Below are 18,504 nucleotides of genomic sequence, written 5' to 3'. Positions count from 1 at the left end.
GGGCCCCGTCCTGCCGGTGGTTGGCGATGCCTTCGATAATCCACTTGCCAAAACTGGTGGGGGACTACTCGACCAGGTCCGAAAGCAACGCGAGCGCGTAGTACTCGTAGGGCGACTTGTCCGCTCGTTCCTTGAGTTCCGCGAATAGTTTGGCCGGCGATTCGTCGGCTACGCGATCCACCAGCCGCTTGGTCTTCGGTGCTGGCTGGCCGACTGTCTGGCCGGAGCCGGCGGCCGACTCGCGATTGGTTGCCGGCTCGGCGTCGGTTTGCCAGTCCTGCGGAACCGCCGAACGTTGCCGCTTGGTCGCCCCACCGTGGTAGCGAAGTTGCTCGTCGAGTTCCTCGTAAGCGCTGCGAATCTTCTGAAACTCTTGCGGAAACTTCTCCGGCTTATAAACCCGCAACAACCGATTGTACGCCCGCTTCAGGTCCTTGCGCCCGAACCCCTCTTCGAGTTCAAAGAACCCGATGGGGTCGTGGGGAAGCAGATCCCATTGGGGAGCATCGGGCGGTGCGGCCATGGCGCTAGGTTCGGAGGATTCAGGTCAAATCAGAAGTGAGGAGGCGTGTAGCCAGGCGCCGTCGGTCGAGTCGTGTTCGGCCGAGGGATGTTCGATGGCGAACGACCGGTCGATGGGCCCATGCGTGAAGGTATCTGCCGCGAAGGGATCGTGCGTGGAGTGTAGATGTCGTTCGACGAGCTATCGTCGAAGGGGTCGCCCCGCCCGAAGTTGCTGCGTTGCCGCAATTCCTCCATGCGTTGCCGACTCTCTTCCTGCGTCTTCCGCATGCGCTCAAAGGCATCGTTGGCCGGCGAATTAAACGAATCTGGCGGATTGAGTCCCGAGGTCGCTGACTCCCTCAACTCCCGCATTTGCTGGTTGAGCTCCTCGATTCTCTGGGCAGCACTGCTACTCGCATTCGAACTTGTTGGATCGATGTCCGATCGCGGCGGCGTATAGTTCGAGGGGGCCGAGTAACTAGATCGCGATTTGCTGGGGGAGTCCATGTTCGCGATGCGTATGCACCCCCGCGCCAGCGGGCCGATCAGGAAAATGAGCATCCAGATCGGCCACCCACTGCTGCTACTGCCAGAACTCGAACCGACCGTATTGGAACTAGTAGCGACCGCCGCCTTGGCGCTCCGCCCGTTAAAACGGAGCAGCGACTCGAGCCAGTCGTGCTCCAGTTCGTAGAGCGCAGGCAGTTCTTCCTTGATCAGGCAGATCATCGCCTGGCCGCGTTTGCGATTCGTGCGATGGCGGAACGAACTGAGCACCTGCTCGCGAAGCACCGCGACGTCGCGGGAGGGCTCGACCAGCACCTTTTTCAGGCAGCTAAAGAAGTCGCCATCAAACCGTTTATCGCCTAATAGCGCTGGCAATTTGCCGCGACTGTTGAGCACAATCTGCAGGCGTTTGCCGAGCGCGGCCAGGTCGGGATGATCTTCCAGCGACAGGTGGTTGATCTGATTTTGCAGGTCGGCAACGTCGCCGGTGAAGCAGGCACTGCGAATGCGCTCAAGCTTTCGCTTGACCCGTTGCCGATCGGAAACGTTGGTGGGGGCCGACGACGAGGCGTCGCTGCCGGGTCTTGTTTTGTTGAGTTTGAACGCCTTGGCACGCAGTGCGATGATGTCGCCACCCTGGCTGACGGGATTTCGCGAAAGCTGGTGTTGCAGGTAGTTCACCACCTGCGGCGAAGCGTTACTCATCGCCGTGATCCCCAATTTGCCCTTCGAAGTCGATTCCCAACATCGAGAGGATTTGTTCCAGGGTGTTGCGAGCCGCTTCCACCGTCTCGCGATCGCCGGAGCTCATGGCCTGCTCGAACATGTCGATCGCGGCCTCGAATTGTTCCCGCTGGAAGGGGCTAATCTCGCCAACCATCCGCTCGGCGAAACGCAGCAGCTTCTGGTTTGCCATGTCTTCGCGGGGATAGTACTTGAGCGTCTGCAGGTTGGCGACCGCCTCTTTCATTTCCTTTTCGGTCAGGTCGGCCGCATGCTGCGTGAGCACCGTGGAGAACTTGTGGTCGCTGTCGCCGACGTAGGCTTCCACTTCCAGCAGCCCGTTCAGATCGTAGGTGAAGCGGATGAACACTTCTTGGCCAGCCGGTCCGGGGGGGACGCCGGTCACGCGGAGCTCGCCGATCTTCAGGTTCTTCTCGACCTTGCGGTTTTCGCCTTGGTAGACCTCTACCTGCACTTCGCTCTGGTTGGGGCTGATCGTGCTGAACACGTGCTCCTTCGACACCGGGATGGTGGTGTTGCGATGGATAATCGGCTCGAAGTAGCCCGCTCGGATCTGGCCACCCATGTCCTTCGCGATGTTCACGCCGAGCGTGAACGGGCAGACGTCGGTCATCACCATGTCGTCGACAGCGCGATTGTCGGCAATCAAAGCCGCTTGCACCGCCGCGCCCAGGCAGACGACTTCGTCGGGGTTGAACAGCGCTTGCGGCTCGCTGCCAAAGTAGTCGCGGACAAAATCGGCCAGCGGCAACATCCGCGTCGCTCCACCGACCAGAATCACGTCGTCCACCTCCTCGGCCTCGGTACGACCGTCGCGAAGTGCTTTGCCGATAGGTCCAGCGATGCGATCGAGCAGCGGCTTCACGGCCGTAGCGAACGCTTCGCGAGAGATTTTGACCGTTTTGGCATTCTCAGGAACAGCTCCGTTTTCTTCCGGCAGCTTCACCTGCACTTCGGCCTCGTCGGTCAGCTTGCGCTTGGCGTCTTCGCACAATTGTCGCAATCGGGCGACCCGCAGCGGCTGTTGCATCTCGGCGATTTCGAATTGCAGCCCCTGCTTTTGCAGGATGAGCGACACCAGGCGATTGGTGAAGTCCTCGCCGCCGAGAAAGCTCTCGCCGGAGGTCGAGATGATCTCGAGTGTGCCTTCGAACAGGCCTTGTTGACTAACTCCACTCGAACTGTGGAAGCCCGAGTTGGGTGAATTGATTGATGATTTTACAGCGCAAGCGGGCTTCCGTTTGTTGGTTTTCGAATACTCGGTTTTTGAGATGGCTCCCAAAGCTTTGTTTCACTCGGTACATGGTCGTTTCCGCCAAGCTTCTACGATGATAGCCCACTTCCTCTTTCCAACTCCTACGCCCCTTGCGTCGAATCTGACGAATTGCCTCGTCCCGGGGCAAAGGCTCCTCCGCAGAGTTGCCATGTTGTTTGATCTTGGCGTTGTGCTGCGGCGGAATCACCGGCTCAATGCCTTCGGATTCCAGCCCTTCATAAACCTTCCACTTGTCGTAACTACCGTCGCCGTGAAACTTTTTTACGGGCTGCTCCACCTGCTCCAGCATTTCGGGAACCGCATCGGCATCGTGGCAACTGTTCTCGGTCAAAATCTCCGCCACAATCTCGCGGGTGTCAGGATTCACCGACAAATGCAGCTTCCGCCATGTCCGCCGCTTCGACTTGCCATGCGTCCGCATCTTCCATTCGCCCTCGCCAAACACTTTCATGCCGGTGCTATCCACCACGATATCGATGTCGCCCCTCTTGTTAGCGATATCGAGCGAAACATTCAGCTTGCTGGCTCGCTTGGCGAGCGAAGAATAATTGGGAATCGCTGCCTCGACGCCCAACATCGCCACCAGCGAGCGGCCGAATCCCTCAGTCTGCCGATAGGGAAGTTTCAGCAGTTCGCGAATCGTCAGCAAGCACTCGATCGCCGTATCGCTGAAGACAAAAGGGCGACCGACTTTTGTCTGGTCGTTAGGATGTTCCCAGTTCTCCAACGCCTCGTCGCTAAACCAAATAGTGATGTTTCCACGCTCGATGAGCGACTTGTTATACTCCTTCCAGTTCGTGACTTTGTAGGTTCGTTTTTCTTTCGTAGCCATGTTCGATCTCCGTAAAAAAGGTACGTGGTTCCATTCCACGTTAGTTTTTACGGAGGTTTGTGACTAATTGTTCAACAAGGCCCTTCGAACACCTCCATCAGGGTGACGTCGAAGGTGCCACCGCCGAGGTCGACGACGATCAGCTTCTTTTCAGCGTCGCGATCATGGAACCCGTAGGTTAGCGCGGCCGCGGTTGGTTCGTTAATGATCCGGCGCACCCGAAGCCCGGCGAGTTCGCCGGCCACTTTGGTGGCTTTGCGCTGGTTGTCGTTAAAGTAAGCCGGCACGGTAATCACCGCCTCGGTGACTTCCTCGGCCAGGAACTTCTCAGCATCGGCCTTCAGCGATCCGAGCACTAGGCTCGATAGCTCTGGGGCGGTAAACACCCGGCCGGCCAGCTCCACGCGCGAGTCGCTACCCATCAAACGCTTGAAGGTCGACGCGCATCGCTCGGGCTGAGTCACACGCAGGTCGCGGGCAGCCTCGCCTACCAGCACCTGGCCATCTTCCAGAACACCGACCACCGAGGGGGTCAGCATTTTGCCCAACGAGTTGGGAATCAATCGAGGCGAGTCGCCCAGAAAAACCCCGCACAGCGAGTTGGTGGTGCCTAGATCGATGCCGATGATGTAAGACATGGAACGCTTATGCTGTTGTGTCGGTAGTAGGTCGCCGCTCGCCGGTCGGGCGACTACTCGTTGGCCCGCATTTGCTCGTCGATCCAGGCTTCGAGTTCTTTCAAGTCCACCGGCGGCACATCGCACAGGTCGGGACGCAGACGCTCGGCCTGGCGGTGGTAGACGTGGTGCACTTCATCTTGAGCCTTGTCGGTGTTCCAGTGCAACAGAACACGGATGCATTTTTCCAGCGAACCAGGCACGTGAATCTCGTGCCCGCACAACAGCGGTACATCGCACCACCCGAGTTGCCGCGCAGCCAAGGCGGGGAATTCGGCGTCGAGATCAATCGTGGTGCTAAAAAACGCACTCGCAACGTCCTGCTTCTTGATTCCGTTATGACGGATGATCAAGGCTAGAAGTTCACGCGTCGCGCGGAGGATCTCTTCGCGCTCGTTGTTCTCGACGGTAGTTGCGCCACGGACGCCACGACAAGGCATACTGGTACCAAAGGCTATGTTTTAAGGAAAATGACCCCCTTTCAGACTACCCAAAAAGGTGGCCAATTCATAGCGTCTCGTTGCCGAGAAACTCAACTCTCACCGTGGATTCGCGGCCGACAGATGGGGGGATCGGAGCTATTCGCGCCAGGATGTCTGAATTCGCTCCACTAGTGCTTTGAGTCGCGTTTCTCCAGCCAAACCAGTCTGTTGCTGCCTAACGCGAAACAGCAGCGATGCTACCATTCGCCCGGTTTTTCTTGACCCACCGCTCGACCGGCGCGAGAATATCGGTCAGACGCTTTGGGTAAACCTTGTCGCTGGAGCAGCACATATGTCTGGCCGCGCAACCTCTTTGCACTGGTGGATAAATTGGCCGCGAGCTTGCTCGTTGGTTCTCGCGCTAGGGCTCTCCACTGCCGCGCTGGCCGATGAGTTGCTGGTTGCCAGCAATAGCGAGTTCTCCACCGCCCTGGCAGCCGCCGAGTCGGGCGATGTCATCCGGTTGGCTCCCGGAGTCTATTCCGGTGGATTCTCGCGCAGTGGGCTCTCCGGAGTCACGATAACTAGCGTGAATCCGGAACAGCCTGCTGTCTTCCAGGGAGGAAGCTTTGGGCTGCAGCTGAGCGACGCCACGAGCGTGACACTCGAGCATCTCATCTTCGAAGGCCAGACTGGCAACGGTTTGAATATCGACGACGGAGGCTCGTACGAAACCCCCTCCACCGACATAACGCTTCGCCATCTTACCGTTCGCGACATGCAGCAGGGGGGTAATTTCGATGGCATCAAGCTCTCCGGCGTCACTGGTTTCATGATCGATCGCGTGCTGGTCGAAAACTGGGGCTCCGGCGGTAGCGCTATCGATCCAGTGGGGTCGCACAACGGGGTGATTCAGAACTCGATCTTCCGCCATGCGAGCGGCGCGAGCAGCGGGGTGCGGCCAAAAGGGGGGAGCAAAAACATCGCGATCTACGCGAACCGGTTCGAAATGGGAGCCGGCGAAGGTCGGGCGATCCAGGCCGGCGGTTCCACGGGGCCCGAGTACTTTCGCTTCATCGATGGCGACTCCGACTACGAAGCGGCCAACATCGTCGCGGCCGGCAACATCGTGGTTGGCGCCCTCGCTCCCGTTTCGTGGGTGAACATCGATGGGGGTGTGTTCCACCACAACTGGTTGCAGAACACCGGTAAGTGGACCATGCGTATTCTCAACGAAAACGCTGGGAACAACATCGTCGACACCCAAAACGGTGTGTTAGTGGATAACGTGATCGAGTACGACTCGACCGCTGGATGGAGTCGCGCGGCGAACGTCGGAGCCGAGACCCTGCCCGACACGTTCACCTTCGCTCGCAATCAATGGCAGAACGCCGGAGGAGCGACGAACATCGACTTGCCTACGACCGAGATCGATGGAGTGTATGGGGCGATCAACGTTCCGCGGGTCGGCGACCAAATACGTTGGGACTTTCCCTGGGGGCATTGGGTCGTGAACGCATCGCCTAACCAGGCGAATGAAGCGATGGAGATCGCCGGTTCTCCGAACCTGCTCGTCGCCACGCCTGGCGAAAACGCTCACTTCGATCCGCTGGCTGCTGATCCACTGACCGGCGATTGGAGCTTTACTCCGCTAGAGAATAACGAGGTGACGCTCTCGCCTCAGTCGCAAATGATCCTTGTTTTACCGGGTGTTTCTTCCGCCATCCCGCAACTTCCCGGCGACTACGATCGTAACGCCGTGGTCGATGCAGAGGACTATCGGTTGTGGAAACAGCAGTTCGGGCACACGGGAACTCCACTCGCCGACGGCAACGGCAGTGGCATCGTTGATCTGGCGGACTACACGATTTGGAGAGACCAACTCGCGGTCGCGTCGAGGTTGCCTGGAGATTCGCAGATGCATTCGGTGCCCGAACCGAGCTCGATCGCATGCACCGCGATGTGCGTGGCAGTGTATCTAGTAATGGCTCGGTAAACTTTGCGGCGCGACAACCAGCGACGATGTCGCGCGATGGATGATTGTTCGCGCGTTGATTTGCCATGTTGAGAGTTCGAATTCGCGCCCGATTTCTGTTCGACGAGGTTGAGATTCGTCCGAACCAAGCGAGGTCCAATGGGGGAGGGCTCAATCTGGCAAAGAAATTAGGCCCTTGTTTTATAGGGTTTTAGAAGCGTCGCGGAAGTTTTCTTCTGAAATTGCTCTGAGCCCGTTGACAGTTTGAAGAACCTCCGGCATATTTACCGATCTCTGGTGAACGCGACATCGCAAGCAACTGCAAGCGACAAGCACTCGCAAGAGCGGCTGAGTCACTGACTCAATCGACAACAAGCTCTTTGACAATTTGGTGAGTATTCCATTCCTTGTCAGTCTGAAGACTGTAAATACTTCAGATGGCTAAGATGGCGAGGCAGGCATGCCGAGCACGTGAGTGTCAGTCATGTTTGCCGTAAGTCATCTTTAACTTATAGAAGCCATCAAACACTTCTAATGGCTCTTTAACTTGCTTAGCAAGTTGATGCATACATTAAATTGAAGGGTTTGATCCTGGCTCAGAATGAACGTTGGCGGCATGGATTAGGCATGCAAGTCGAGCGAGAAGCTTTAGTTTGACGCTTCGGTTGATTTCTAAAGTGGACAGCGGCGAAAGGGTGAGTAACGCGTAGTTATCTGCCCCAGGGTCTAGAATAGCCTCGGGAAACTGAGGGTAATGCTGGATAATATCTCCGGATCAAAGGTGAGATTCCGCCCTGGGAGGAGACTGCGTACTACTAGCTTGTTGGTGGGGTAAAGGCCTACCAAGGCTACGATGGTTAGCGGGCGTGAGAGCGTGGCCCGTCACACTGGGACTGAGACACTGCCCAGACACCTACGGGTGGCTGCAGTCGAGAATCTTCCTCAATGGGCGAAAGCCTGAAGGAGCAATGCCGCGTGCGGGATGAAGGCCCTCGGGTTGTAAACCGCGAAAGTAAGGAGGAAGGCTTTGTGAAGAGCAAAGTTTGACCAATTTACAGTAAGGACGGGCTAAGTTCGTGCCAGCAGCCGCGGTAAGACGAACCGTCCAAACGTTATTCGGAATTATTGGGCTTAAAGGGTGCGTAGGCGGTGCTGTAAGTCAGGTGTGAAATCCCACGGCTCAACCGTGGAACTGCGCTTGATACTGCAGTGCTTGAGGGAGACAGAGGTAAGCGGAACTGATGGTGGAGCGGTGAAATGCGTTGATATCATCAGGAACACCAGTGGCGAAAGCGGCTTACTGGGTCTCTTCTGACGCTGAGGCACGAAAGCTAGGGTAGCGAACGGGATTAGATACCCCGGTAGTCCTAGCCGTAAACGTTGAGCACTTGATTGAGGACCCTCCCATAGGTTCTTGGTCGAAGCGAAAGTGATAAGTGCTCCGCCTGGGGAGTATGGTCGCAAGGCTGAAACTCAAAGGAATTGACGGGGGCTCACACAAGCGGTGGAGGATGTGGCTTAATTCGAGGCTACGCGAAGAACCTTATCCTAGGTTTGACATGCATGGATTAACTCCCTGAAAGGGGAGCCACAGTTTCGACTGGAACATGCACAGGTGCTGCATGGCTGTCGTCAGCTCGTGTCGTGAGATGTCGGGTTAAGTCCCTTAACGAGCGAAACCCTTATCTTTAGTTGCCAGCGAGTAATGTCGGGGACTCTAGAGAGACTGCCGGTGTTAAACCGGAGGAAGGCGGGGATGACGTCAAGTCCTCATGGCCTTTATGCCTAGGGCTGCACACGTCCTACAATGGCACGTACAGAGGGAAGCGAACTCGTGAGAGCAAGCAAATCCCAAAAAGCGTGCCCCAGTTCGGATTGCAGGCTGCAACTCGCCTGCATGAAGCCGGAATCGCTAGTAATCGTGGGTCAGCATACCACGGTGAATGTGTTCCTGAGCCTTGTACACACCGCCCGTCAAGCCACGAAAGTGGGGGGGGCTTAAAGTCGCTGAGCTAACCGTAAGGAGGCAGGCGCCTAGAGTCAACTCCGCGATTGGGACTAAGTCGTAACAAGGTAGCCGTAGGGGAACCTGCGGCTGGATCACCTCCTTTCTAAGGATATCTTAGAACCGAGAGTTGGGTGACCAACACTCGGATATAAATGGGACGGTCTTTTGTTTCTGACAAAGAACGGAGGGAGCACAAACTCCCGCTCACCAAATTGATTTTGAGAAACCCGGCCTGGGGAAATAGCCTGCCCCATGGCCGGGTTTTTTTATGCGCGGAAGTGTGTTAACGGTGTCGTGTTGTGTGTTTACTTAACAGTGGTTCTGTGTTAGTTTCTCCAGTGTTGTTCTGTCACCGATAGTTGTCTTGGAGTGAGCTATGTCCAAAGCAGGTATGAACTTGATCGAGTTTATCACGAGCAATACTGCCTACAATCAGGCTGATTTGGCCAGGGCTTTAAATGTGAGTCGTGCACAAATTTCCCGTTGGAAGGCTGGAGAAGCGATACCCCGCAACCGTGAAACAGAGTTACTTGAGATCGGTGGCCTCTTCAGTACGGTCTGTACCGATTGGGCCATGTTTGCTCGTACGGAAGCAAATGCCGAGAACTGGTACATATATTTCACAGATATTCTGAGTGGCTCGGAATGGGGGTGGGCACTTAAAGATTTGTATAGGGACTCTCCTGACAAGTACAGTTCCCATGTCATTAGAACTCTTCTAAAACTTGGGGCTGATATACCGTTTGCGGCTCCTAGTGCTCGTGAACTGGACGGTGAAAATGTGGAATCGACACCTCTTGCAAGTGCTCTCTATGGATTATTCGATGCGTGGGCCCAGATACACGATTGGGTCTATCTTGCATTCGATACAGATGATTGTGGCGATCAGTTTGACTTGTTTGAGATTTCAAATGAATTAGAATGGCTCACTTTTGACTTAGGTGTTCTCTCTGTTGATATTGATTGTTTGCGAGGCATCGGCATTAAAGAGAAGGAACTAGATGAGTTCCACAGGAAAACAGTAGATACAATTGAGGTGCGGCTCCATCAGTTCTGCCTTTTACGCACACAGAATGGTTATCCCATCAAGCATGACTATTTTAATCTACTTGATCTTTCGCCGATTGAGCTTGCAGAGCAAGCGTTTATGAGAAATCGAGATGGCAAAAATCGTATAATGAACTATTTGTCATATGGTGAACAGATGTGTATTTCTCGCCTTGATTATAGTGTTCACTTGCTAAGCCGAATTGATGAGAAACTTGATGTTCTGCTTAAGGTGAGATAGCACGTACCAGATTGTTAAGCAGGTGTTGAGAACTGAATAACCCGCTTGCAGGATCACGCAACCAGGTGTGATAATTTTGCCATGAGCAAAACCACCCCCACCGACCGCCGTGATTTGAATTTTGCCACGCTCGATGACCTGCGGGCGGAGCTGGATCGCCTGGAAATGGCCGAACAGCGTGGCGAGCTGTCGGCTGTTGGGAAATGGACCCCGGGACAAATTCTGGGGCATGTCGCCGCGTGGATTCATTACGGATGGGAGGGCTATCCCATCAAAGCTCCGCCGTTTTTCATTCGCTGGTACCTGCGTTGGCAGCTACCCAAGATGCTCAAAGGCAAGATGCCGAGCGGGGTTCGCATTCCAGGGGTCGAAGGGGGCACCACCGGCGCCGAGCCGGTGGAGTTTGCCGAAGCACTGGCCAACATGCGCCGCGGCATCGAGCGTTTGGAGTCGGACGAGCCGGCCACGTATCACAGCCCCGCCTTCGGAGAGATGTCGATGGCCGATCGCATTGAGCTAAATCTACGCCACGCGGAGCTGCATTTCAGCTTTTTGCGTTATCCTGGGGACGGTTAGACGAAATCGACTGGTTGTGCCCCAAGATCTGCTTTTGGCTTGCGAATAGCTCCTGCCGACTTCAGTCTATTCTCTTCTTCCGCTTACGATGACTCCATATGTCTAACTCCGAAACGACGTCACCATCCGACGATTTTGCCCCTTCAGGCGGGTTTCGCATCAGCTTGAAGTGGATGCTTCTGCTGTTGCTTGTGATCGGTGCCGGAGGTGGTCTTCTCGGACGAGCGTTTTTTTGGCACCCGCAAGTTTTTCAGGCGGTCGTCGGGTTGCTGGCAACCATTGTGCCATTCGTCCTGGCGATTGGCACCCTGATCGTGCTAGGGATCCGCCAGCGTCGCAAGTCGATTGCCCTGTGGGGAGCGATGCTCGCCTGCATGCCGGTCCTAGGCTTTGGCATGCTGTTTCTTTCCGAGTATCTAAACTCCGGTGGCATGGGAGTGCTCTCGACCAAGCAGCTCATCGCCCAACGCTTGCCACAACAGTTTGACGAGCCGTGGGTGTGGAACGAACTCACAAGTCGCCTGGCCGCCGGCAAGTTGACTGCGGAGCAAGTAGACGATGCGATCGACGAGTTGGCGAATCAAATGACAGCAAGCAAGCCAAACGGCTGGGATAGTCCGTTGAGCTGGCAGGGCGACTTCGTGGAGCAAGCTGACGCTGCGGGCATGATTAGCGATGCGTCATTGTTTGCCTTATGCGATGCATTCTATGGCACACAGGCCAAGCTCGATCCGCTGCCGCGGTTGCGGGAAGGCAAACCGAGCTTCAATGTTCGCCTAAATTTTGGCAGCCCCTGGGGAGGCAATTCGCGGTTGCCACTGGAGCTTGCATGGCATCTGCAGGCCATCCGTATCGATGGCGAGGCGGTCGAGTTTCGCGAGAACCATCGGGGTGGGCAGGATTGGATGGGTGTCATCGAAGGCGATTTCGAAAAGGGGGAGTACAAGGCAGAGTTCGATATCGTTGCCGCCTACATCGATCGGGATAAGCTGCTGGGGGTCAATGCCAGCCGGTTGAAGATCGAACAATGGCCAAAACCACGTCAGCGGTGGGGCCAAACCGTCGAAGGCACGTTAGAAGTGTTTGGGCCTCAAGATAAGATTGTTGCCCTTTCGACTGACTCCGCTGATGCTCCATTGTCTGGGGCGGTCCGGATCGAGCGTCTGGTAATCCAGCCCGATGTAGAGGGTAAATGCAAAGTGGTGATGAAGATTGAGTATGGCGAGGTGCAGACTACCCCTTTGAGCTTCGATGTCGAGGTCGCGATTGGGGACGAAGTGATCGAGATGGGGAGATCGTATTACGTAACTTTTCAGCAACTTAACGGAACTAGTACGTCTTTCCTGAAATCCATTCCGCTGCTATATGCTGCGGAATGAAAAAGCACATTGTTTGCCTGGACCACCAGGCCCGTGGAGGTTTGGAGCAGCTAGCACGCTCAGGCGCCCGCGCGGCGCAAGTGGTGCGTCGCTGCCAGATATTATTGAAATCGGACTCGGGATGCACCGACGAAGAGATCGCCGAGCATGTGGGCTGCACGACGCGCAACGTCCGAGCCGTCCGAAAGCGGTTCTGCGAAGAGGGCGTCCAGCGGGCGGTGTACGATGCGCCTCGCTCGGGCCGCCCCCCAGAGTTCACCAAGCGGCAGCAGCAACAGGTAATCGCCCTGGCGTGCAGCGAGCCGCCCGAGGGACGGGCTCGCTGGACGCTGGAATTGTTGTGCGAGCACGCGGTGAAGGAAGGCTTCGTCGATTCGCTCAGCGTGACGGAGGTCTCGCTGTGGCTCAAGGAACACGACCTGAAGCCGTGGCGAAAAAAACTTGGTGCGTGCCCAAGCTGAACGACGAGTTCTGTGAGCGGATGGAGGACGTCCTCGAGCAGTACGAGAAGCCGCTCGACCCGAACGAGCCGGTCGTCTGCCTCGACGAGCAGCCCTATCAGAGGGTCGACGACGCGCGGCCGCCCGAGCCCGCGGCACCCGGCAAGATCGCGAAGCAGGACTACGAGTACCGCCGCTGCGGAACCTGCAGCGTGTTCGTGGCGGTCGAGCCGAAGGCGGGCAAGCGATTCGTTCAGGCCAAGCGTCACCGCAAGCGAGCCGACTTCGCCCGGTTCGTCCGCGACCTCTTGAAGCGCTATCCCGACGCAGAGCGGGTTCATCTGGTGATGGACAACCTCAACACGCACAACGAGAAGTCGTTGATCGAAACCTTTGGCGAGGAGGCGGCTCGGCCAATGCTGGAGCGGATTGTGTGGCATTTTACCCCCAAGCATGCCAGTTGGCTCAACATGGCCGAGATCGAAATCTCGGCCATACAGCGACAATGCCTGGGACGTCGGTTGGCTTCGCTCGACAAGGTTCAAAGCGAACTCTCCCACTGTTCACGCGACCGCAATCGGAAGAAAATCAAAATCAATTGGACCTTCCATCGAAAAGACGCCAAACGCGTCTTCCCTGAACTCTATAGGAAATGACTTCCGGGACGACGTACTAGTAGCTCTAGTAGCGGTTCGGAGTTAGTCCAGCAGATCAACCAATTGGATGTCGATGTGAATCAGGCGAGCGTTCGCTTGGTACCAAACGCCACGCACGTCGAAAACATGCGGCGAGTGGAGAAAATCTGGGGCAAGCCGCTGGTGTGGAACCGAGTGCCGGTGGAGCGACTGGACCTTGAAGCCCAGCAACAGGCCGAGAACGAGTAGCACCGCTTCGATTGCCATTCATCACGAACCTTCTACAGTGCCAGCAGTCAGTTGCCTAGTTCATTGGTCCGTGTAGGTGATTTCAGTTGTGGGCAAGCAAGTTCGCCATCTGATGGTCGTATTCGGCGATCAATTGAATTTGAATTCGGCCATTTGGGACGATATCGACCCCGATCGCGACCTGGCTTGGATGGCGGAAGTTACCGACGAATCGACCAGAACATGGTCGCACAAAGTACGAATTGCGGTGTTTCTCAGTGCGATGCGGCACTTCCACGAAGCCCTCGAACAGAATGGTATTCGTGTACGGTATCAACTGCTCGACGACGATGCCGAAGCAAACACGTTGCTCGACTGCCTGGCGGTGAGTATCAAGAAAGAGAAGCCAGAACGCGTGGTGGCCGTAGAGCCCGGCGAGTGGTGGTTGCGACAGGGGCTTATCGAGTTGTGCGACGAGTTGACGGTACCGCTCGATCTACTGCCGGATCGGCACTTTATGTGCACCCACGACGAGTTCGAACAGCATGCCAAGGGACGCAAGCAGCTTCGCATGGAGTACTTCTATCGCGAAATGCGCAAGCGATACGAGGTGCTGCTCGACGATGGCGAGCCGGAAGGTGGCGACTGGAATTATGACTCATCGAATCGGAAATCGTTCGGCAAATCGGGGCCAGGCAAGCTACCTGCCCCGCGAACCTTTAAGCCCGACAAGATCACCCAGCAGGTCTGCAAGCATATCGAAGCCTTGTTTCCCGATCATCCGGGGAATCTCGAACACTTCGACTGGCCGGTGACTGCCGAGCAAGCAGAGCAGGCGTTGCGCGATTTCATCAAGCATCGCTTGCCCGACTTTGGCGATCATCAGGATGCAATGTGGACCGACGAACCTTGGTTGTACCACTCGCGAATCTCTGCAGCGATGAACTTGAAATTGCTCGATCCGCGCGACGTGATCAAGGCGGCCGAGCAGGCGTACCGGGCAGGCGACGCTCCGCTCAACTCGGTAGAGGGTTTTATTCGCCAGGTGCTTGGCTGGCGAGAGTATGTTCGCGGAGTCTACTGGTTGCATATGCCAGGCTATCTGGAACGCAATGCAATGAGTGCTCGCCAGCCACTTCCCGAGTTTTACTGGACTGGCGAGACCGAGATGTACTGCCTGAGCCAGGCGATCGGACAGACGTTGGAGTACGGCTACGCCCATCATATCCAACGTCTGATGGTTACCGGGCTGTTCGCTTTGTTGTTAGGAGTCGATCCGCACCAGGTGCACCAGTGGTATCTCGCGGTCTATGTCGACGCGGTCGAATGGGTCGAAGCCCCGAACACCATTGGTATGTCGCAGTATGCCGACGAGGGAGTGATGGCCAGCAAGCCATATGTCGCGTCGGGCAAGTACATCAAACGTATGAGCAACTATTGCCAGCAGTGCGTATTCGATCCCGACCAAGCAGTGGGGGAGCAGGCGTGTCCCTTCACCACGTTGTATTGGGATTACCTGAATCGCAACGAGAAACAACTCAGTTCGAATCGGCGAATGACATTGCAGCTTCGTAATCTGGAGAAGAAGTCGGACAAGGATTTATCGGAGATCAAGAAGCAGGCGGAAGCGTGGCGTGCTGAGCTGTCTGACCAGCACTAACCTCGCTTGATTGCTCCGCACGTTTGGCGATGCGTTGCAGCATGCCATGGAATATCAAGTCGTGCACTGGGTATAGTGCGTACCAATAAGCCAAGCCCCAGATTCCGATGGGATCGAAGATAGCTGTCTGACGAATTGTTGTTTGGCCGCCGGACTTGGTGGCTTCGAATTCCAACCACGCCCGACCTGGCACCTTCATTTCGGCGAATAGCCGCATCCGTTCGTTGGGGACGTATTCTTCGACACGCCACCAGTCCAAGACATCGCCAACTCGTAGGTGGTCTGGATCGCGCCGACCGCGACGGATGCCGACGCCGCCGAGCATCAGGTCGATCCAGGCTCGCACGGTCCATAGCCAGTTGGCAAAGTACCAACCGTTGCGGCCTCCGATGGAGCGAATTGGTCGAAAGGCCTCCTCGGGAGAAGCGGTGGTGGAAATGGTCCGTGAGTCGACAATCCGATTCTTAAAAGCCACTCCGCCCCACGAGCGAATGCCTCGAGCCGACGATAACGCGTCGGACCAACGAGTTTCGGCCAGCTTGTGGTCTTCCGATTTGCAGGCGCGTTCAATCGCTGCGGTCAAACCGCGTGGGGCGATGTTGAACTCCTCCCGGGCAGCATCGTCGGTGACGATCGTGGGATTTCGCATGCCATCGATCAGTTTCTTTCCCACCTTGGCATAGACCGGGGTGACGAAGCCGAGCCACAAGCTGGAGAGTCTCGGCGTGAGCACCGGTACCGAGATCAAGTAGCGTTTCAAGCCGCGTTGCTGGGCGTATTCCTGCATGATGTCGCCGTAGCTTACTTGATCCGGGCCACCGATCTCGTAAATACGGCTTTGCTCGGCTGGGTGATCGACCGCGGCCAGCAAGTACTCAAGTAAGTCTTCGATGGCGATCGGTTGCGCTTGCGTGCGGACCCACCGGGGACATATCATCACTGGCAAGCGTCGAACGAGCGAACGGACCAACTCGAAGGAGAGACTTCCCGACCCGATGACGATTGACGCACGAAACTCCAGCACCGTGGCATCCGACTCCTTCAGGATTTGTCCTACTTCATGCCGACTTTTCAGGTGGGCCGAGAGTTCGTCGGTTTCGTCTCCGAGCCCACCTAGATAGATAATGCGCTGAACCCCAGCTTCGCGAGCGGCCTCTGCAAAGTTGCGAGCGCCTTGTCGATCTTGCTCTTCAAAGTCGCCATTCGATCCCATCGAGTGGACCAGGTAGTAAGCAACGTCGATTCCCTTCAGCGCATCGACCAGCGAGTAACGCTGAAGCACGTCGCCCCGAACGACTTCGGTAGTGCGAGCAGTGCGGCCGCTTAGGTTGGCTGGGTCGCGAGCCATGCAGCGAACTCGGTGCCCGTGCGATTCTAACAACCCTAATAATCGGCCGCCCACGTAGCCGGTAGCGCCGGTCAAAAGGACCAGCGGTGGCGAGCTTTGTGGCGAGCGAGCATTGAAGTGAGAAGAGTCGGACGGCTGCATCGGTGAAAGGCCCCTAAGTGGATGTCAGATAGCCAATTTTGAGTGTGCGATCGATCCAACAGCGCTATAGCACTGTAACGGTCTTGTTTCACTCGACAAGGAGATTTCACGTGTCGCAAGCAAAGGTGGAAGCAACCAAGCGGTGCTACTTGGTATTCGGCGCTTCAGGAGGTATCGGTAGTTCAGTTGCCAGCCAATTAGTCGCCCAGGGGCATCATGTGGTGTTAGCTTCAAGAGATAGTGAGCGATTAACGCAACTGGCGGACCAATTGCAAATGCCCTGCGAAGCGATCGACGCGGCCGACTTCGAAGAAGTCGAGCGAGTGTTTGCGAAGGGGGTAGAACTGCGTGGCCAGGTCGATGGGGCAGTGAACTGCGTTGGTTCGGTACTTCTAAAACCGGCTCATTTAACGAGCTTCGACGAACTACAGCAGACGATTGCCGCCAACTTGTTTTCGGCGTTTGCGGTGGTACGGGCGGCCGCCAAGCACGTAGGGCAGGGGGGTAGCTCGGTAGTGTTGATCTCGTCGGCAGCTGCGAGGATCGGGCTCGCCAATCACGAAGCGATTGCTGCCGCAAAAGCGGGAGTCGAAGGGCTAACACGCTCGGCCTCAGCTACCTATGCCCGCAAGGGGCTGCGCGTCAACGCAATTGCACCAGGACTAGTGAAGACGAAACTGACGGAGCGGATCTGGAAAAGCGAGCGGGCGGCTACTCATTCCGAAGCCATGCATGCCTTGGGGCGGCTCGGAGAACCAGGCGATATCGCGAGCGGCGTTTTGTGGCTGCTTGATCCAACGAATCAATGGATCACCGGCGAAGTGATCGGTTTTGATGGCGGGTTAGGAAGGATCAAGCTCTGATCGGCAAGTTAGCCGAGAACGATGTGAGCATCTTCCGGCGATTCAACAAGGCCGACTTCGATGTTGAAGCTGCCCCAGCACGAGCTAAACGGCAACGCAAGCGGCTTGACTTTCGAGGGGAATCGAATCGAGTGGTTCTTGCCCACGATCACAGTCGGCAGCGCCAGACTCATTTGCAAGTCTTGCAAGCTGGTCTTAGCGTTCCCGGCGATCATGTTGGTGAGCTCACCAACGGTATCCACCACATCGTCGTTGATCTCTTCGTAGCGGATTCCCAGCAACGCTTCGGCGGCCGAGAGGGCGACCTCCTGTTGGAAGCTAATCACAACGTCGCCATGGGCCTTACCCGACATACCGATAATACCGGTTATATCGTACTCGGGACAAAACGTTTCGTGCACAGTGAGGCCGGTACGCGAGACTTCGCAGCCAAGCATCGTCTTAAACACCTCAACCGTCGATTCAATGAACGGATTGATGTACTCAGCACGCATGTCGCAACTCCTGGTCGGTGAATGGGCAGGCAATTAAGAGATGGCTAGGCGATGGCCAGTTTTTCAATCTTCGCCAACAAAGCGTCCGCCTCGAAAGGCTTGGTCAGGTAGTCGGTGACTCCTGCCTGGATCGCCTGCAACACGCTTGCTTTTTCACCTTCGGTGGTGACCATAATAATCGGCACCGTACTGCCGGTAGCGCGTATCTCTTGAATAACTTCCAGCCCTGTCTTGTTGGGCATGTTCCAGTCGGTCAATACGAGGTCGAACGACTCGGCCGAGAACTTGGCGATGGCATCGGCACCGTCCACTGCTTCGACGATGTTCTGAATGCCAGCTGCCGTGGCCGCACGTACGATGATCTTGCGCATGACGCCAGAGTCATCGGCGATAAGGGCTTTGATGCTCATGTCTATTAGTTTCCGCTGGAATGAGAGCTGAGATATCTGGTGTGTCCCCGCTACGACACACTTCTTCCATTCCTTAGAAATAGGTTGGAATTTACAG

General features: G+C 56.2%; 18 protein-coding genes and 1 rRNA gene. 10 read left to right on the top strand and 9 right to left on the bottom strand.

Translation table 11 applies throughout. From position 1 onward, the window contains the following. Window positions 1-64: 64 nt before the first annotated feature. From Pan181_RS20335 to aroH, 6 genes are all read right to left on the bottom strand, one after another. Window positions 65-523: a J domain-containing protein gene (locus Pan181_RS20335; protein WP_145249545.1), complete on the bottom strand. Its 459-nt coding sequence runs from the start codon at window positions 521-523 to the stop codon at window positions 65-67. A gap of 29 nt (window positions 524-552) precedes the next feature. Further along, window positions 553-1,716: a hypothetical protein gene (locus Pan181_RS20330; RefSeq protein ID WP_145249543.1), complete on the bottom strand. Its 1,164-nt coding sequence runs from the start codon at window positions 1,714-1,716 to the stop codon at window positions 553-555. Continuing rightward, window positions 1,709-3,037 (bottom strand): Hsp70 family protein, encoded by a 1,329-nt coding sequence (locus Pan181_RS20325; RefSeq protein ID WP_145249541.1) that lies wholly within the window; start codon window positions 3,035-3,037, stop codon window positions 1,709-1,711. The genes Pan181_RS20330 and Pan181_RS20325 overlap by 8 nt, the downstream gene beginning before the upstream one ends. Continuing rightward, window positions 2,922-3,863, bottom strand: a complete 942-nt coding sequence (locus Pan181_RS20320) for an IS5 family transposase (protein WP_145244898.1) — start codon at window positions 3,861-3,863, stop codon at window positions 2,922-2,924. The genes Pan181_RS20325 and Pan181_RS20320 overlap by 116 nt, the downstream gene beginning before the upstream one ends. Before the next feature lie 71 nt (window positions 3,864-3,934). After that, on the bottom strand, window positions 3,935-4,501 hold the full coding sequence (locus Pan181_RS20315; protein WP_145249539.1) for an Hsp70 family protein: 567 nt from the start codon (window positions 4,499-4,501) through the stop codon (window positions 3,935-3,937). A 53-nt stretch (window positions 4,502-4,554) separates the two neighbouring features. Continuing rightward, on the bottom strand, window positions 4,555-4,980 hold the full coding sequence (aroH, locus tag Pan181_RS20310; protein ID WP_145249537.1) for a chorismate mutase: 426 nt from the start codon (window positions 4,978-4,980) through the stop codon (window positions 4,555-4,557). Between the two features lie 391 nt (window positions 4,981-5,371). Between aroH and Pan181_RS20305 the strand changes: the two genes are divergently transcribed. From Pan181_RS20305 to Pan181_RS20270, 9 genes are all read left to right on the top strand, one after another. Next, on the top strand, window positions 5,372-6,958 hold the full coding sequence (locus Pan181_RS20305; protein ID WP_145249535.1) for a right-handed parallel beta-helix repeat-containing protein: 1,587 nt from the start codon (window positions 5,372-5,374) through the stop codon (window positions 6,956-6,958). Between the two features lie 552 nt (window positions 6,959-7,510). Beyond that, window positions 7,511-9,048, top strand: a 16S ribosomal RNA gene (locus Pan181_RS20300). A gap of 273 nt (window positions 9,049-9,321) precedes the next feature. Next, on the top strand, window positions 9,322-10,233 hold the full coding sequence (locus Pan181_RS20295; RefSeq protein ID WP_145249533.1) for a helix-turn-helix domain-containing protein: 912 nt from the start codon (window positions 9,322-9,324) through the stop codon (window positions 10,231-10,233). An 81-nt stretch (window positions 10,234-10,314) separates the two neighbouring features. Then, window positions 10,315-10,809 (top strand): DUF1569 domain-containing protein, encoded by a 495-nt coding sequence (locus tag Pan181_RS20290; protein WP_145249531.1) that lies wholly within the window; start codon window positions 10,315-10,317, stop codon window positions 10,807-10,809. Window positions 10,810-10,907: 98 nt separating this feature from the next. Continuing rightward, entirely contained in the window at window positions 10,908-12,188 is a 1,281-nt protein-coding gene (locus Pan181_RS20285; protein WP_145249529.1) for a hypothetical protein, read from the top strand. Then, complete coding sequence (locus tag Pan181_RS20280) at window positions 12,185-12,649, top strand: helix-turn-helix domain-containing protein (RefSeq protein ID WP_145244956.1); 465 nt, start codon at window positions 12,185-12,187, stop codon at window positions 12,647-12,649. Before Pan181_RS20285 ends, Pan181_RS20280 begins: the two co-directional genes overlap by 4 nt. Next, window positions 12,637-13,284 carry an IS630 family transposase gene (locus tag Pan181_RS20275; RefSeq protein WP_145244957.1) on the top strand — a complete coding sequence of 216 codons (648 nt, stop codon included), beginning with the start codon at window positions 12,637-12,639 and terminating at the stop codon, window positions 13,282-13,284. The genes Pan181_RS20280 and Pan181_RS20275 overlap by 13 nt, the downstream gene beginning before the upstream one ends. Window positions 13,285-13,359: 75 nt before the next feature. Continuing rightward, the gene (locus Pan181_RS26280; protein WP_197528551.1) at window positions 13,360-13,512 is read left to right on the top strand and encodes a hypothetical protein; all 153 of its coding nucleotides are present in this window, start codon (window positions 13,360-13,362) and stop codon (window positions 13,510-13,512) included. An 88-nt stretch (window positions 13,513-13,600) separates the two neighbouring features. Further along, window positions 13,601-15,151, top strand: a complete 1,551-nt coding sequence (locus Pan181_RS20270) for a cryptochrome/photolyase family protein (protein ID WP_231943656.1) — start codon at window positions 13,601-13,603, stop codon at window positions 15,149-15,151. Here the strand turns inward: Pan181_RS20270 and Pan181_RS20265 are convergent. Further along, a complete protein-coding gene (locus Pan181_RS20265; RefSeq protein ID WP_145249527.1) occupies window positions 15,102-16,640 on the bottom strand; it encodes an SDR family oxidoreductase in 1,539 nt (512 codons plus the stop codon). The genes Pan181_RS20270 and Pan181_RS20265 overlap by 50 nt on opposite strands. Before the next feature lie 110 nt (window positions 16,641-16,750). On the opposite strand from Pan181_RS20265, the gene Pan181_RS20260 reads away from it, so the two are divergent. Further along, the gene (locus Pan181_RS20260; RefSeq protein ID WP_231943655.1) at window positions 16,751-17,503 is read left to right on the top strand and encodes an SDR family NAD(P)-dependent oxidoreductase; all 753 of its coding nucleotides are present in this window, start codon (window positions 16,751-16,753) and stop codon (window positions 17,501-17,503) included. Between the two features lie 8 nt (window positions 17,504-17,511). Here the strand turns inward: Pan181_RS20260 and Pan181_RS20255 are convergent, their stop codons facing one another. Then, a complete protein-coding gene (locus Pan181_RS20255) occupies window positions 17,512-17,997 on the bottom strand; it encodes a chemotaxis protein CheX (protein WP_145249525.1) in 486 nt (161 codons plus the stop codon). A gap of 44 nt (window positions 17,998-18,041) precedes the next feature. After that, the gene (locus Pan181_RS20250) at window positions 18,042-18,407 is read right to left on the bottom strand and encodes a response regulator (protein ID WP_145249523.1); all 366 of its coding nucleotides are present in this window, start codon (window positions 18,405-18,407) and stop codon (window positions 18,042-18,044) included. Between the last annotated feature and the right edge of the window lie 97 nt (window positions 18,408-18,504).

Source organism: Aeoliella mucimassa (genome assembly GCF_007748035.1).
Lineage (GTDB): Bacteria > Planctomycetota > Planctomycetia > Pirellulales > Lacipirellulaceae > Aeoliella > Aeoliella mucimassa.
Note: the sequence above shows the minus strand (reverse complement) of the source record. Positions and strands in the feature narration are given on the sequence as shown.

Bases quoted from the DNA above. Each gene is read 5' to 3' on its own strand.
- Pan181_RS20335 (WP_145249545.1), bottom strand. From the start codon at position 523: ATGGCCGCACCGCCCGATGCTCCCCAATGGGATCTGCTTCCCCACGAC.
- Pan181_RS20285 (WP_145249529.1), top strand. From the start codon at position 10,908: ATGTCTAACTCCGAAACGACGTCACCATCCGACGATTTTGCCCCTTCA.
- Pan181_RS20280 (WP_145244956.1), top strand. From the start codon at position 12,185: ATGAAAAAGCACATTGTTTGCCTGGACCACCAGGCCCGTGGAGGTTTG.
- Pan181_RS20265 (WP_145249527.1), bottom strand. From the start codon at position 16,640: ATGCAGCCGTCCGACTCTTCTCACTTCAATGCTCGCTCGCCACAAAGC.
- Pan181_RS20290 (WP_145249531.1), top strand. From the start codon at position 10,315: ATGAGCAAAACCACCCCCACCGACCGCCGTGATTTGAATTTTGCCACG.
- Pan181_RS20295 (WP_145249533.1), top strand. From the start codon at position 9,322: ATGTCCAAAGCAGGTATGAACTTGATCGAGTTTATCACGAGCAATACT.
- Pan181_RS20250 (WP_145249523.1), bottom strand. From the start codon at position 18,407: ATGAGCATCAAAGCCCTTATCGCCGATGACTCTGGCGTCATGCGCAAG.
- Pan181_RS20315 (WP_145249539.1), bottom strand. From the start codon at position 4,501: ATGTCTTACATCATCGGCATCGATCTAGGCACCACCAACTCGCTGTGC.
- Pan181_RS20255 (WP_145249525.1), bottom strand. From the start codon at position 17,997: ATGCGTGCTGAGTACATCAATCCGTTCATTGAATCGACGGTTGAGGTG.
- Pan181_RS20320 (WP_145244898.1), bottom strand. From the start codon at position 3,863: ATGGCTACGAAAGAAAAACGAACCTACAAAGTCACGAACTGGAAGGAG.
- aroH (WP_145249537.1), bottom strand. From the start codon at position 4,980: ATGCCTTGTCGTGGCGTCCGTGGCGCAACTACCGTCGAGAACAACGAG.
- Pan181_RS20330 (WP_145249543.1), bottom strand. From the start codon at position 1,716: ATGAGTAACGCTTCGCCGCAGGTGGTGAACTACCTGCAACACCAGCTT.